Source organism: Streptomyces sp. Root431, assembly GCF_001426585.1.
GTDB classification, from domain to species: Bacteria; Actinomycetota; Actinomycetes; order Streptomycetales; family Streptomycetaceae; genus Streptomyces; species Streptomyces stackebrandtii.
Genome location: NZ_LMEI01000009.1, coordinates 781,756 through 795,635, shown reverse-complemented (window position 1 = coordinate 795,635; position 13,880 = coordinate 781,756). Strand labels below are relative to the sequence as shown.

Here is a 13,880-nt window from a genome sequence, read left to right as displayed (position 1 = left end):
TACATGCCCATGGGTCACACGGCCACGGCCGAGGCCGGCTCCGGCGGCCTGACAGCGACCGAGCACCGGTTGGCGAACGGCCTGCGCGTGGTGCTCTCGGAGGACCACCTGACCCCGGTCGCCGCGGTCTGCCTCTGGTACGACGTCGGCTCGCGCCACGAGGTCGAGGGCCGCACGGGCCTCGCGCACCTCTTCGAGCACCTGATGTTCCAGGGCTCGAAGCAGGTCCACGGGAACGGGCACTTCGAGCTGGTGCAGGGCGCGGGCGGCTCGCTCAACGGCACGACGAGCTTCGAGCGCACCAACTACTTCGAGACCATGCCCACCCACCAGCTGGAGCTCGCGCTCTGGCTGGAGGCCGACCGCATGGGCTCGCTGCTCGCGGCCCTGGACGACGAGTCCATGGAGAACCAGCGCGACGTCGTCAAGAACGAGCGCCGCCAGCGGTACGACAACGTGCCGTACGGCACGGCCTTCGAGAAGCTGACCGCGCTGGCCTACCCGGAGGGCCACCCGTACCACCACACGCCGATCGGCTCCATGGCGGACCTGGACGCGGCGACGCTGGAGGACGCGCGGAACTTCTTCCGCACGTACTACGCGCCGAACAACGCGGTGCTGTCGGTCGTCGGCGACATCGACCCGGAGCAGACCCTCGCCTGGGTCGAGAAGTACTTCGGCTCGATCCCCTCCCACGACGGCAAGCGGCCCCCGCGCGACGGCTCGCTGCCCGACGTCATGGGCACGGAGCAGCGCGTGGTCCTCGTCGAGGACGTCCCGGCCCGCGCGCTCATGGCCGCCTACCGGCTGCCGCACGACGGCACGCGCGAGTGCGACGCCGCCGACCTGGCCCTGACGGTCCTCGGCGGCGGGGAGTCCTCCCGCCTGCACAACCGCTTGGTCCGCCGGGACCGGACGGCCGTCGCCGCCGGCTTCGGCCTGCTGCGGCTCGCCGGCGCCCCCTCGCTGGGCTGGCTGGACGTCAAGACCTCCGGCGGCGTCGAGGTCCCGCAGATCGAGGCGGCCGTCGACGAGGAGCTCGCCCGCTTCGCCGCCGAGGGCCCCACGCCCGAGGAGATGGAGCGCGCGCAGGCCCAGTTGGAGCGCGAGTGGCTCGACCGGCTCGGCACCGTCGCGGGCCGCGCCGACGAACTGTGCCGGTTCGCCGTGCTGTTCGGCGACCCGCAGCTCGCCCTGACCGCCGTCGACCGGGTCCTCGACATCACCGCGGAGGAGGTGCAGGCGGCCGCCAAGGCCCGGCTGCGCCCCGACAACCGCGCGGTGCTCGTCTACGAGCCGGTGGCCACCGAACAGAGCGAGAGCGACAGCGACGAGGAAGAGGGAGCGGACCAGTGACCGACGCTGCCGTGTCTTTGACGAGCATGGACTTCCACCCGCAGCCCGAGCCGGGCGTCGCCCGGCCCTGGGCCTTCCCGGCCCCGGACCGCGGCTCCCTGGCCAACGGTCTGACGGTGCTGACCAGCCACCGTCCGGGCCAGCAGGTCGTGGCCGTGGAGATCTTCCTGCCGGCCCCGCTGGACGCCGAGCCGGCCGGTCTCGACGGCGTCGCGACGATCATGGCCCGCGCGCTCTCCGAGGGCACGGACCAGCACAGCGCCGAGGAGTTCGCTGCCGAGCTGGAGCGCTGCGGCGCCACGCTCGACGCGCACGCGGACCACCCGGGCGTACGGGTCTCCCTGGAGGTTCCCGTCTCCCGGCTGCCCAAGGCCCTCGGGCTCGTCTCCGAGGCCCTGATCGCCCCGGCCTTCCTGGAGACCGAGGTCGAGCGTCTCGTGCGCAACCGCCTCGACGAGATCCCGCACGAGACGGCCAACCCGGCGCGGCGCGCCGCGAAGCAGCTCTCCAAGGAGCTCTTCCCGGCCGAGTCGCGGATGTCCCGGCCGCGTCAGGGCACGGAGGAGACGGTCGCCGCGATCGACGCCGCCGCGGTCCGCGCCTTCTACGACGCGTACGTCCGCCCGGGCACGGCCACCGCCGTGGTCGTCGGCGACCTGACGGGCGTCGACCTGGACAAGGTCCTCGCCGAGACGCTGGGCGCCTGGACGGGCGAGCCGTCCGAGCCGCTGCCGATGCCGCCGATCACCGCCGACGACACCGGACGGGTCGTCATCGTCGACCGTCCCGGCGCGGTCCAGACGCAGTTGCTGATCGGCCGGATCGGTCCGGACCGCCACGACAGCGTCTGGGCGGCCCAGGTCCTCGGCACGTACTGCCTCGGCGGCACGCTCACCTCGCGGCTCGACCGGGTCCTGCGCGAGGAGAAGGGCTACACGTACGGCGTGCGGGCCTTCGGGCAGGTGCTCCGCTCCGACGCCGAGGGGAACGGCGCCTCGATGCTGGCCATCAGCGGCTCCATCGACACCCCCAACACCGGCCCGGCACTTGACGACCTGTGGAAGGTGCTGCGGACGCTCGCCGCGGAGGGCCTCACGGACGCCGAGCGCGAGACGGCCGTGCAGAACCTGGTGGGTGTGGCGCCGCTCAAGTACGAGACGGCCGCCTCGGTCGCCGGGACGCTCGCCGACCAGGTCGAGCAGCACCTTCCGGACGACTACCAGGCCCAGTTGTACGCGCGTCTCGTCGAGACCGGCACGGTCGAGTCGACCGCGGCCGTGGTCAACGCCTTCCCGGTGGACCGCCTCGTCACCGTCCTCGTGGGCGACGCGGCGGAGATCGCGGAGCCCGTGCGCGCGCTCGGCATCGGCGAAGTCACCGTCGTGACCGGCTGATCGCACGCGCCGACCAGGCGACGGAAGGCCCCAACGTCATGATTTCGTCGGGGCCTTCCGCTATGTCCGGATTGAGGGCAAGGGTGACTGTCTGCCCTGTGGCATGTCTTACAAACTGGCGCGTCTGTTTGGTGATTGAAAGACGATCCGCATAGCGTCGGTGCGGCTGTTCGTCAGTGCACGTGCCGCAGTCGCGGCAGCGGACAGTCATCGCCGAGTCCCCGTCAGGCGCGAGCCTGGGGAGCCGGGGACCCACACAGTCCCTGGGGTGAATCGGGCGCCTTCGTCACCGACGGAGGGGCTCGTAGGAGACCTTCCTGCTCCGAACCCGTCAGCTAACCCGGTAGGCGAGAAGGAAGGAAAGGACCAGCCCCTACATGGCGTTCACCCGTGCCACCGGGAAGCATCGTGGGCCGAGCCGGATGGTGCGCCGCAGCGTGGGCATCGCCGGCGTCGCGACGCTCGCCACCACCGGCGTCATCGGAACCCTCGCCTCCCCGGCGCTCGCCGCCGACACGGACAACCGCTCCGCCGAGGACACCGGCCTCACGCAGGTGATCACCGAGGACTCGCTCGCGGACCGGCTCAACGCCCAGGCCGCCGCCCAGGAGCAGGAGGCCTTCGAGGCCATCGCCAAGGCGAAGGCCCAGGCCGAGGCCCGTGCGGAGGCGAAGCGCAAGGCCGAGGCCCGCGCCAAGGAGGTCCGCGAGGAGCGCGAGCGCGCCGCCCGCGAGGCCGAGCGCCGCCGCCTCAACTCCTTCCAGCTCCCCGTGGCCGGCTCGTACGTGACCACCGGCTACAAGACCGGCGGCTCGCTCTGGTCCTCCGGCAGCCACTCCGGCATCGACTTCCACGCCTCCTACGGCAGCTCGGTCGTCTCCGTCGGCTCCGGCACCGTCGTCGAGGCCGGCTGGGGCGGCGCGTACGGCAACAACATCGTCATCCGGATGAACGACGGCACGTACACCCAGTACGGTCACCTCTCGTCCATCGGTGTCTACGCCGGCCAGACCGTCGAGCCGGGCCAGCAGATAGGCATCTCGGGCTCGTCCGGCAACTCGACCGGCCCGCACCTCCACTTCGAGGCGCGGACGGGTGCCGAGTACGGCTCCGACCTGAACCCCATCTCGTACCTCCGCGCCCGCGGCGTCAGCCTCTGACACCCCGCGGATCGCGTCGCAAAAGCCCCGGCTCGTACTGAGCCGGGGCTTTTCGCTGCCCAAAACATATCGCTGGATTCCATGGGGGCATCGGAAATTCCGGCCTGCTGCAATAGAGTCGCAGAACAGCTGCGGAACAGGCGCGGAACAGGCGTCGCTCGAATTGCTCTCGCGGACCAAGGCGGAGGTCGGACATGCGCGTACCCGCGCAATCGGTATGCACGGCGATCCGGGACGACATCGTCTCCGGTGTCTTCGAGCGGGGCGCGCGGCTGACCGAGGAGCAGCTCGCGCGCCGCTACGGGGTCTCCCGTGTCCCGGTCCGCGAGGCCCTGCGCACCCTGGAGTCCGAGGGCTTCGTCGTCACCCGCCGCCACGCCGGCGCCCATGTCGCCGAGCCCACCGAGCAGGAGGCGGCCGACCTGCTCGACATGCGGGCCCTGCTCGAACCCCTGGGCGCCGCCCGCGCGGCACAGCGGCGCACCGAGGCGCACCTCAAGGTGTTGCGGGGCCTGGTCAGACTGGGGCAGGAGCGGGCCAGGCGCGGCCAGGGCGAGGACCTGCGCTCGCTCGGCGGCTGGTTCCACGAGACGCTCGCGCAGGCTTCCGGCAGCCCGGCCCTGACGGCGCTGCTCACCCAGCTGCGTCACAAGATCGCCTGGATGTACACGGTCGACCAGCCCGCCCATCCCGTGGAGGCCTGGTCCGAGCACGGGGCCATCGTGGACGCCGTCGCGCGCGGCGACGCCGAGCGGGCCAGGGCGCTGACGGCGCTGCACGCCGAGCGCTCGCTGGGACTGCACCGGCTCAAAAGGCCGGAGCGCGGCCGTGTGAGGGTTTCGCAACATGTCGTCAACACGGCGAGCGGCCGGAATTAACGCGCGCACCGTATACAAAGAATAGGAATTCGCTGGAGCCGGATTGTGCTGCCCGGAAACAACGGCTACGGAAAAGCGAAAACCGCGGCCACCGGAATTCCGGCGGCCGCGGTCTCGTCAAACGGGGAATGCGGGTCAAGCGGGCAATGCGGGGTCAGACGGTCTCGGGGAGCTCGTCGAGACCCTCGGCCACCAGCTTCGCGAGACGGTCCAGCGCGACCTCGGCGCCGTCGGCCTCGGAGGCGAGGACGATCTCCTCGCCGCCCTGCGCGCCCAGACCGAGCACCGCGAGCATCGAGGCGGCGTTCACGGGGGTGCCGTCGGACTTGGCGATCGTCACCGGAACGCCGGAAGCCGTGGCGGCACGGACGAAGATGGACGCGGGGCGGGCGTGGAGGCCCTCGGCCCAGCCGACGTTGACGCGGCGCTCAGCCATGGTGTTGCCCTTCAAGTCTTAAGCGGTTGTCTAGACCAGTCTCTCACGGGATGCGCGGTGCTCGTGCCGACCTTCGGCCCGGATCGGACCGCCTTTCGGTCCTCCCCACCTTGCACGGCGCACACCTGCCGCGCGACCGGTGCCGGTGTCGTACACCGGCCGTAGGCTGGCTCCATGCAGAGCGCGTCGGAGCAGTCGGAAGCGGCGGATCGACCGGCACCACCGGCATCACCGGAGCACGCCTATCCCGATCACTGGGAGGCCGACGTGGTGCTCCGGGACGGCGGCACCGCGCGCATCAGGCCCATCACCGCCGATGACGCCGACCGGCTGGTCAGCTTCTACGAGCAGGTGTCGGACGAGTCGAAGTACTACCGCTTCTTCGCGCCCTACCCGCGCCTCTCCGCCAAGGACGTCCACCGCTTCACCCACCACGACTTCGTCGACCGGGTGGGCCTCGCCGCGACCGTGGGCGGGGAGTTCATCGCCACCGTCCGCTACGACCGCATCGACGAGCGCGGCATGCCCGCCTCGGGACCGGCCGACGAGGCCGAGGTCGCCTTCCTCGTCCAGGACGCGCACCAGGGACGCGGAGTCGCCTCCGCCCTCCTCGAGCACATCGCGGCGGTCGCGCGCGAGCGGGACATCCGGCGCTTCGCCGCAGAGGTGCTCCCCGCCAACAACAAGATGATCAAGGTCTTCACCGACGCGGGCTACACCCAGAAGCGGAGCTTCGAGGACGGCTCCGTCCGGCTCCACCTCGACCTCGAACCGACCGACCGCTCCCTCGCCGTCCAGCGCGCGCGGGAGCAGCGCGCGGAGGCCCGGTCCGTCCAGCGGCTCCTCACCCCCCGGTCCGTCGTCGTCGTCGGCGCCGGGCGCGCACCCGGCGGCGTCGGCCGGACCGTCCTGCGCAACATCCTCGGCGCCGGCTTCACCGGCCGCGTCCACGCGGTGAACGCGGCGCTCACCGACGGGCCCGCCGAGCTCGACGGAATCCCCGCCCACCCCTCCGTCGGTGCCATCGGCGAACCGGTGGACCTGGCGATCGTCGCCGTCCCCGCCGAACGGGTGCCGGAGGTCGTCGCCGACTGCGGCGAGCACGGAGTGCGGGGCCTCGTCGTCCTCTCCGCCGGATACGCGGAGAGCGGCCCGGCCGGCCGGGAGCGGCAGCGCCAGCTCGTACGGCAGGCCCGCTCGTACGGGATGCGGATCATCGGGCCCAACGCCTTCGGGATCATCAACACCTCCGCGGACGTCCGGCTCAACGCCTCGCTCGCCCCCCACATGCCGGCCGCCGGACGGATCGGGCTCTTCACGCAGTCCGGCGCGATCGGGATCGCGCTCCTCGCCGGGCTCCACCGGCACGGCGCGGGACTCTCCTCCTTCATCTCGGCCGGCAACCGCGCCGACGTCTCCGGCAACGACTTCCTCCAGCACTGGTACGACGACCCGGACACGGACGTCGTCCTCCTCTACCTGGAGTCGATCGGCAACCCCCGGAAATTCACCCGGCTGGCCCGCCGCACCGCCGCCGTCAAGCCGGTCGTCGTCGTCAAGGGCGCCCGGCACAGCGGCAGCGCGCCGCCCGGCCACCGCGTGCCCGTCACCCGCATCCCGCACGCCACGGTCTCCGCGCTGCTGCGCCAGGCCGGCGTGATCCGCGTCGACACCGTCACCGAGCTCGTGGACGCCGGACTGCTCCTCGCCGCCCAGCCGCTGCCCGCCGGGCCCAGGGTCGCGATCCTCGGCAACTCCGAGTCGCTCGGCCTCCTCACGTACGACGCGTGCCTGACCGAGGGGCTGCGGCCGCTGCGCCCGCTCGACCTGACGACCGCGGCCGGCCCGGCGGACTTCCGGGACGCGCTGGCGGCGGCGCTCGCGGACGAGACGTCCGACGCGGTCGTGGTGACCGCGATCCCGTGGGTCGGGGAGAACGGCGCGACCGAGTCCGGCGACGGGGAGGTCCTCGCGGCCTCCCTCCGCGAGGCCGTCGCGTCCGTCCCCGCCCCGGCGAAGCCCGTCGTCGTGGTCCATGTCGAGATGGGCGGCCTCGCGGAGGCCCTCGCGGTCGCGACGAGCACCAGGCCGGTGCCGGCGGGGGCTCGTACGGCATCGACTCCGGCCCGCCCGACGACGGCCGGTGCCGGTGCCGGTACCGGCACCGACGCCGGGACGGACCGGGGCGCCCCGACCCAAGTGCCCTCCGCACCCGTCCTGCGGACCGCCGACCCGGCTGCCTCCGGGACGACCGACCCCGCCGCCCCCGGGTCCGCCGCTCCGGCCGCGCCGGGGACAACCGACCCAACCGCCCCCGAGACCACCGGACCCGCCGCCGTCCCACCCTCCGACCGGCAGGCCACCATCCCCGCCTATCCCGCCGCCGAGCGGGCCGTGCGGGCGTTGGCCGAGGCCGTGCGGTACGCGCAGTGGCGGCGGCAGGCCGCCGAGCCGGGGCGGGTGCCCGAGTACGAGGACATCGACGAGGGCGGGGCCGCCGCACTCATCGAGCGGGCGCTCGGCGCCGGCGGCGACCCGGACGCGCGGGGTGTGACGCTCGGCACCGCGGACGTGGGGGAGCTGCTCTCGCGGTACGGCATCACCGTCCTGCCCACCCTCCCCGCGCCCACCCCCGACGAGGCCGTCGCCGCCGCCCGCCGCCTCGGCTACCCCGTCGCGCTCAAGACGACCGCGCCCCACCTGCGCCACCGCCCCGACCTCGGCGGCGTCCGATTGGACCTGGCCACCGAGGAGCAGCTCCGTACCGCCTACGCCGAGGTGACCGAGGTCCTCGGCAAGCCCGAGGAGCTCCAGCCCGTCGTCCAGGCGATGGTGCCCCGGGGCGTCGACACCCTCGTCCGCTCCGCCATCGATCCCGCCGTCGGAGCCGTCCTCTCCTTCGGGCTGTCCGGCGCGGCCTCCGAGCTCCTCGGCGACACGGCCCACCGGCTGGTCCCGGCCACGGACCGGGACGCCGCCGAGCTCGTACGCTCCGTCCGCACCGCCCCGCTGCTCTTCGGCTGGCGCGGATCGGCCCCGGTCGACACCCCGGCCCTGGAGGAACTCCTCCTCAGGGTCTCGCGGCTCGTCGACGACCACCCGGAGGTGGTGGCGGTCTCCCTGGAGCCGGTCGTCGTGGCCCCGGGCGGACTCTCCGTCCTCGGAGCCACCGTCCGGCTGGCCCCGCCGCCGCCCCGCACCGACCTCGGCCCACGCCGCCTGCCGAGTTACTGAGGATCTGAGGGGGCCCAAGGCCCCGTAGGATGGAGTCCATGGCGAAGAGCGGTACGACGACCCAGGGGCTGCGCGCGGCGATCGAGCGCAGCGGCTACTACCCGGCCCTCGTGGCCGAGGCGGTGGAGGCCGCCGTCGGCGGCGAGGCCGTGGCGTCGTACGTGGTGCACCAGGAGACCACCTTCGACGCGAACGAGGTCCGGCGCCACGTCACCGTCCTCGTCCTGACGCCGCACCGCTTCATCGTGAGCCACACCGACGAGCAGGCCGCCGACACCAGCTCCCCGACGCCGTACGCCACGACGTCCACCGAGTCCGTGAAGCTCGACCGGATCTCCTCGGTCGTCGTCAGCCGGGTCGTCGCCAACCCCGAGTCGTACACCCCGGGCACGCTGCCCCGCGAGGTCGTGCTCACCATCGGCTGGGGTGCCGTCTCCCGCATCGACCTGGAGCCCGCCGCCTGCGGCGACCCCAACTGCGACGCCGACCACGGCTACACGGGCAACGCCACCGCCGACGACCTCAGCCTTCGGGTGAGCGACGCCGGCGACGGCCCGGACACCGTCCGGCAGACCCTCGCCTTCGCCCAGGCGCTCTCCGAAGCCATCGCGGCCACCGCCGCGACCACTCGCTGATGGTCCAGCCCACCGCCGTGTCCCACGGCTGGCCCGACGACCCGGTTCCGCTGTCCCTGGACACGGCGCCGGTGCCCGAGTACACCTTCGGCTCCCTCGGCGACCTGCTCCCGACGCTCGTCGCGGCTCAGGGCGTGCCCGGCTTCGCCCCGCGGATCGCCGAGCTGTCCCCGGCCGACCGGAACTGCGTCTTCCTGATCGACGGACTCGGCTGGGAGCAGATCAAGGCCCATCCGGACGAGGCCCCGTATCTGACCTCGCTCCTCGGCACCTCGCGCGGCGGCACGGGCCGCCCGGTCACCGCCGGCTTCCCCGCCACCACCGCGACCTCGCTCGCCTCGGTCGGCACCGGCCGCTACCCCGGCACGCACGGGCTGCCCGGCTACACCGTGCGCAACCCCGACACCGGCGAGCTGATGAACCAGCTGCGCTGGAGGCCGTGGACCGAGCCGCGCGTCTGGCAGCCGTACCCCACCGTCTTCCGGTCGGCGCACGAGGCGGGGATCCACACCGCCCAGGTGTCCTCCCCGATCTTCGAGCAGACCCCACTCACGAAGGTCGCGCTCAGCGGCGGAACGTTTCACGGGCGGCTCTCCGGCGAGGAGCGCATGGACTTCGCGGCCGAGCAGCTCGCCGCGGGCGACCGCTCGCTCGTCTACACGTACTACAGCGAGCTCGACGGCGCGGGACACCGCTTCGGCATCGACTCCGACGCCTGGCGCGGACAGCTCATGTTCGTCGACCGACTCGTGCAGCGCCTCGCCGAGCAGCTCCCGCCCCGCTCCGCGCTGTACGTCACGGCCGACCACGGCATGGTCGACATCCCCTTCGACGAGCAGCACCGCATCGACTTCGACGAGGACTGGGAGCTGCGCGCGGGCGTGGCCCTGCTCGGCGGCGAGGGCCGTGCCCGTCATGTGTACGCCGTCCCCGGCGCCGAGGCGGACGTCCTCACCTGCTGGCGCGAGGTGATCGGCGAGCAGTTCTGGGTGGCGAGCCGGGACGAGGCCATCGCCCTCGGCTGGTTCGGCGACGAGATCGACGAGCGGGTGTACGGCCGGATCGGCGACGTGGTCGCCGCGGCCCACGACGACGTCGCGATCACCGCGTCCGTCAACGAGCCCCACGAGTCGGCGATGGTCGGCATGCACGGGTCCATGACCCCCGCGGAGCAGCTCGTCCCGCTGCTCGAAGTCCGTTCCTGACCCCCTACGCCCTTTCTCTCTCCCCCCCCCACGACCCGAAAGGTCCCCGACCTGTCATGCCCGAGCTGGTCTTCTTCTCCGGAACCATGGATTGCGGGAAGAGCACCCTGGCCCTCCAGATCGCCCACAACCGGGACGCGCGCGGGCTCCAGGGCGTGATCTTCACCCGTGACGACCGGGCGGGCGAGGGCAAGCTGTCCTCCCGGCTCGGCCTGGTGACGGAGGCGGTCGAGGCTCCGCAGGGCATGGACCTGTACGCGTACCTCGTCGCCCAGCTGTCCCAGGGCGGCAAGGCCGACTACGTGATCGTGGACGAGGCGCAGTTCCTCGCGCCGGAGCAGATCGACCAGCTCGCCCGTATCGTCGACGACCTCGGTCTGGACGTCTTCGCCTTCGGCATCACCACCGACTTCCGGACCAAGCTCTTCCCCGGCTCGCAGCGGCTGATCGAGCTGGCGGACCGGATCGAGCAGCTCCAGGTCGAGGCGCTCTGCTGGTGCGGGGCCAGGGCGACGCACAACGCCCGTACGGTCGGCGGACAGATGGTCGTCGAGGGTGCCCAGGTGGTGGTCGGGGACGTGAACCGGCCGGCGGGGGAGGTCGGTTACGAGGTCCTCTGCCGGCGCCATCACCGCCGCCTCATGACCTCGGCCACGGCCCACGCGGGCGCGCTCTCGCCCGACGTCCTTCCGGTCAACAACGCCTGACCAGCGCCTTATTCGCTCGCTTCGAGGGACAGGGACGTCTGCTCGGTCAGCGCGCGGAGGAAGTCCGGCGCGTCGAAGATCGCGCCGGCGGAGGCGACTCCGACCGTCCTGACCTGTCCGGTGAGGACGCGGTGGACCGCTTCCACCGCCAGCGGCGCGCTGAAGGCGTAGATGTCCTGGCCGCTCGCCGTGGCGCGCCGTTCCTCGTCGCCGGAGCGCACGACGACGTCGACGACGAAGGTCTGGTCCGAGCGCCCGCTCCCGTCGACCGCGGTCGGTGCCGGGGTCTCCGGAGCCACCACGTCCTTGGCCGCCTCCACCGTCATGTAGGTGCGCACCTCGGGGATGGCCAGGTGGCTCGGGACGGTGACGACGTCGGCCATGGTGAACTCGCCGATGACGGACCGGACGCCCGTCGGGCCGGGGAAGGACCACTTCAGCGTCGGCGGGGCGTCGTCGCGGTACTGCATGCGGCCCTCGCTGAACACGACGCGCCGGCCCTCCCTGCGCTCCCGGGAGACGGTGCCCGCGCTGCGGGTTCCGGCGGTGGGGTGCCAGCTGCTCAGCGCGTACGCGACGTGGGCCTCGTCGGCCGAGGTCCAGTCGCCCATCGCCGCGGTGACCAGCAGGTCGCCGAGGCCGCCGAAGAAGGCCATCGCCGGGATCACCACCGTGCCGGCCTCGGCGGCGCGATCCGCGAACTGGGCGAACGTGTCGGCGTTGGCCTCCAGTTCGGCGGCCACGTCCACGTACGGGATCCCGGCGCGCAGCGCCGCCTCGATCACCGGGGCCGCGGTCGAGGCGAAGGGCCCCGCGACGTTGATCACGGCCGCCGCGCCGGCCAGGGCCCGGTCCAGCGAGCTCGGGTCGTCGACCGTGGCCGGCCGGACGGCGAGGCCCGGGTGGATCGCGGCGAGCGCCTCCAGCTTGTCCGCGTCGCGTCCGGTGAGGACCGGCGCGAACCCCCGGTTCAGCAACTCCGCCACGACGAACCGACCGGTGTGCCCGTAGGCACCGAACACCGCTACCGTCTGACCCGCTGTCATCGACTTCTCCTGCCGCTCTCGTTTGTTCAACTGTGAACATCTTGCAGGGAGAAGATTCGCCGATGTGAGTGTCTGGAACGACATGGTGCGTACAATTTCGGACATGAAGACAGTCGCGTTGGCCGTCACCGACGGAATGCTGCACTTCGAACTCTCCGTGGCCTACGAGGTCTTCGGCTCCGACCTGACCCACCTGGTCGACCCCTGGTACGACTTCTCCGTCCACGGGCCGGGCGCCGTGCGGGTCGGCAGGTTCCACCTGGAGCCGGACCACGGACTCGACCGGCTCGCTTACGCCGACACGGTGATCGTCCCCGGCTGGGCCGATGTCGACGTGGACCCGCCCGCCGAGCTCGTCGACGCCGTGCGCGCGGCCCACGAGGCGGGCGCGCGGGTGGCCTCCCTCTGCACCGGCGCGTTCGTCCTGGCCGCCGCCGGGCTTCTCGACGGCCGGCGGGCGACCACGCACTGGGGGCACACCCAGGTGCTGGCCGACCGCTACCCCCGCGTCGAGGTCGATCCGGACGTGCTCTACGTGGACAACGGCAGCGTGCTGACCTCCGCCGGCAAGGCCGCGGCGATGGACCTGTGTCTGCACCTGGTCCGCCTCGACCACGGCTCGGCGATCGCCAACACGGTCGCCCGCCGCCTGGTCGTGCCCCCGCACCGGGCCGGTGGCCAGGCCCAGTTCGTCAACCGCCCGGTCCCCGCCCAGGAGGACCACCCGCTCACCGGGCTGCTTCCCTGGGTCGTCGAGCGCCTCGACCGGCCGCTGACCGTGGAGGACCTGGCCCGTCAGGCACGGATGAGCTCGCGCAACCTGGGCCGCCACTTCAGGGCGGCGACCGGCACCACGCCGCTGCAGTGGCTGCTGGTCCAACGCATCCGCCGCGCGCAGGAGTTGCTGGAGGCCACCGACGACAGCGTCGACGCCATCGCGACGGCGACCGGCATGGGCACCGCCACCACGCTGCGCCGGCATTTCAACCGGACGGTCGGCGTACCGCCGGACACGTACCGCCGCACCTTCCGCTCGCGGTCGCGCGTCGAAGGCTCCGGCCCGGATCTCGGCCCCGGCCGCGACCTCAGCTCCGGCCGCGACCTCGGCCTTGCCTTGGTTACGCCTCCGGGGCCGCGGTAGGCGGACGGAGTGAGCGCGTCAGGTGGTCGAGGGCGGCGTCGCTGACGGGCGCCGCGCCGGTGAGGGTGCCGACCAGGGCCTGGGCGAGGACCGTCGCCGTACCGATCCGGGTGTCCTCGCGCTCGTCGCCGGTGGCCTTGCCGATCACGGCGTCGCGTACCGCCCGTGAGATGTCGTCGTCCGCGAAGAGTTCGGGGAACGACAGCGCCATCATGCACACGCCCACGTTGGCGGAGAGGATCGACTGCCCGGCCAGCTCGGGGGTCATGCGCAGCCGTCCGGCGTCCCGGCAGCGCTCCACCGCCGTCAGGAGGATGGCCTGCGCCTCCTTGATCGCCTGCGGCTTGGCGTCGCCCGCCGGCGTGAACATCAGGCGGTACAGGTACGGGTTGCGGAGGGCGAACGCCACGTGGCTGTCCCAGGCCGTCCGCAGGTCCGCCACGGGATCGTCGGTCAGGGGGTTGCGCCGCTTGGCGGCGAGGAAGCGCTCGAAGCCGATGTCGGCGACCGCGGTGAGCAGCCCCTGCTTGTCGCCGAACTGGCGATAGATCTCGGGCATGCCGACCTTTGCCCGGTCGCAGATGGCCCGGGTCGAGATCGCCAGCGCGTCCTTGGTGGCGAGCAGTTCCTCGGTGGCTTCCAGGATGCGCTCTCGTGCCGTCGACATGGCTCCCACGATAACAGCGCT

The 13,880-nt window shown here is 72.6% G+C and carries 12 protein-coding genes and 1 riboswitch; of the genes, 9 read left to right on the top strand and 3 right to left on the bottom strand.

Annotated features, from left to right (window positions below):
* Nucleotides 1-3: 3 nt before the first annotated feature.
* The 4 genes from ASC82_RS17065 (at nucleotide 4) to ASC82_RS17050 (ending at nucleotide 4,788) form a co-directional block, all read left to right on the top strand.
* Nucleotides 4-1,356, top strand: a complete 1,353-nt coding sequence (locus ASC82_RS17065; RefSeq protein WP_079039306.1) for a pitrilysin family protein — start codon at nucleotides 4-6, stop codon at nucleotides 1,354-1,356.
* A gap of 26 nt (nucleotides 1,357-1,382) precedes the next feature.
* Entirely contained in the window at nucleotides 1,383-2,750 is a 1,368-nt protein-coding gene (locus ASC82_RS17060) for a pitrilysin family protein (protein WP_056648282.1), read from the top strand.
* 201 nt (nucleotides 2,751-2,951) lie between these two features.
* Nucleotides 2,952-3,115, top strand: a riboswitch (cyclic di-AMP (ydaO/yuaA leader).
* A gap of 12 nt (nucleotides 3,116-3,127) precedes the next feature.
* Nucleotides 3,128-3,910: a M23 family metallopeptidase gene (locus tag ASC82_RS17055; protein WP_056648279.1), complete on the top strand. Its 783-nt coding sequence runs from the start codon at nucleotides 3,128-3,130 to the stop codon at nucleotides 3,908-3,910.
* A 194-nt stretch (nucleotides 3,911-4,104) separates the two neighbouring features.
* Nucleotides 4,105-4,788 (top strand): GntR family transcriptional regulator, encoded by a 684-nt coding sequence (locus tag ASC82_RS17050; protein WP_056648277.1) that lies wholly within the window; start codon nucleotides 4,105-4,107, stop codon nucleotides 4,786-4,788.
* 154 nt (nucleotides 4,789-4,942) lie between these two features.
* On the opposite strand, the gene ASC82_RS17045 is transcribed toward ASC82_RS17050, so the two are convergent.
* Nucleotides 4,943-5,224 carry an HPr family phosphocarrier protein gene (locus ASC82_RS17045; protein ID WP_024754966.1) on the bottom strand — a complete coding sequence of 94 codons (282 nt, stop codon included), beginning with the start codon at nucleotides 5,222-5,224 and terminating at the stop codon, nucleotides 4,943-4,945.
* Between the two features lie 174 nt (nucleotides 5,225-5,398).
* On the opposite strand from ASC82_RS17045, the gene ASC82_RS17040 reads away from it, so the two are divergent.
* Genes ASC82_RS17040 through ASC82_RS17025 form a run of 4 tightly spaced genes read left to right on the top strand, consistent with a single transcriptional unit; the run spans nucleotide 5,399 to nucleotide 11,005 of the window.
* Nucleotides 5,399-8,458, top strand: coding sequence for a GNAT family N-acetyltransferase (locus ASC82_RS17040; RefSeq protein ID WP_079039304.1), 3,060 nt, complete (start codon nucleotides 5,399-5,401; stop codon nucleotides 8,456-8,458).
* Between the two features lie 38 nt (nucleotides 8,459-8,496).
* Nucleotides 8,497-9,093 (top strand): DUF5998 family protein, encoded by a 597-nt coding sequence (locus tag ASC82_RS17035; RefSeq protein ID WP_024758334.1) that lies wholly within the window; start codon nucleotides 8,497-8,499, stop codon nucleotides 9,091-9,093.
* Nucleotides 9,093-10,298 carry a nucleotide pyrophosphatase/phosphodiesterase family protein gene (locus tag ASC82_RS17030; RefSeq protein ID WP_056648270.1) on the top strand — a complete coding sequence of 402 codons (1,206 nt, stop codon included), beginning with the start codon at nucleotides 9,093-9,095 and terminating at the stop codon, nucleotides 10,296-10,298. The genes ASC82_RS17035 and ASC82_RS17030 overlap by 1 nt, the downstream gene beginning before the upstream one ends.
* Before the next feature lie 56 nt (nucleotides 10,299-10,354).
* A complete protein-coding gene (locus ASC82_RS17025; protein ID WP_056648268.1) occupies nucleotides 10,355-11,005 on the top strand; it encodes a thymidine kinase in 651 nt (216 codons plus the stop codon).
* 8 nt (nucleotides 11,006-11,013) lie between these two features.
* Here the strand turns inward: ASC82_RS17025 and ASC82_RS17020 are convergent, their stop codons facing one another.
* Nucleotides 11,014-12,051: a saccharopine dehydrogenase NADP-binding domain-containing protein gene (locus ASC82_RS17020; protein ID WP_056648266.1), complete on the bottom strand. Its 1,038-nt coding sequence runs from the start codon at nucleotides 12,049-12,051 to the stop codon at nucleotides 11,014-11,016.
* 103 nt (nucleotides 12,052-12,154) lie between these two features.
* On the opposite strand from ASC82_RS17020, the gene ASC82_RS17015 reads away from it, so the two are divergent.
* Nucleotides 12,155-13,192, top strand: coding sequence for a helix-turn-helix domain-containing protein (locus ASC82_RS17015; RefSeq protein WP_079039303.1), 1,038 nt, complete (start codon nucleotides 12,155-12,157; stop codon nucleotides 13,190-13,192).
* Here the strand turns inward: ASC82_RS17015 and ASC82_RS17010 are convergent.
* Complete coding sequence (locus ASC82_RS17010; RefSeq protein WP_056648264.1) at nucleotides 13,170-13,859, bottom strand: TetR/AcrR family transcriptional regulator; 690 nt, start codon at nucleotides 13,857-13,859, stop codon at nucleotides 13,170-13,172. The genes ASC82_RS17015 and ASC82_RS17010 overlap by 23 nt on opposite strands.
* Between the last annotated feature and the right edge of the window lie 21 nt (nucleotides 13,860-13,880).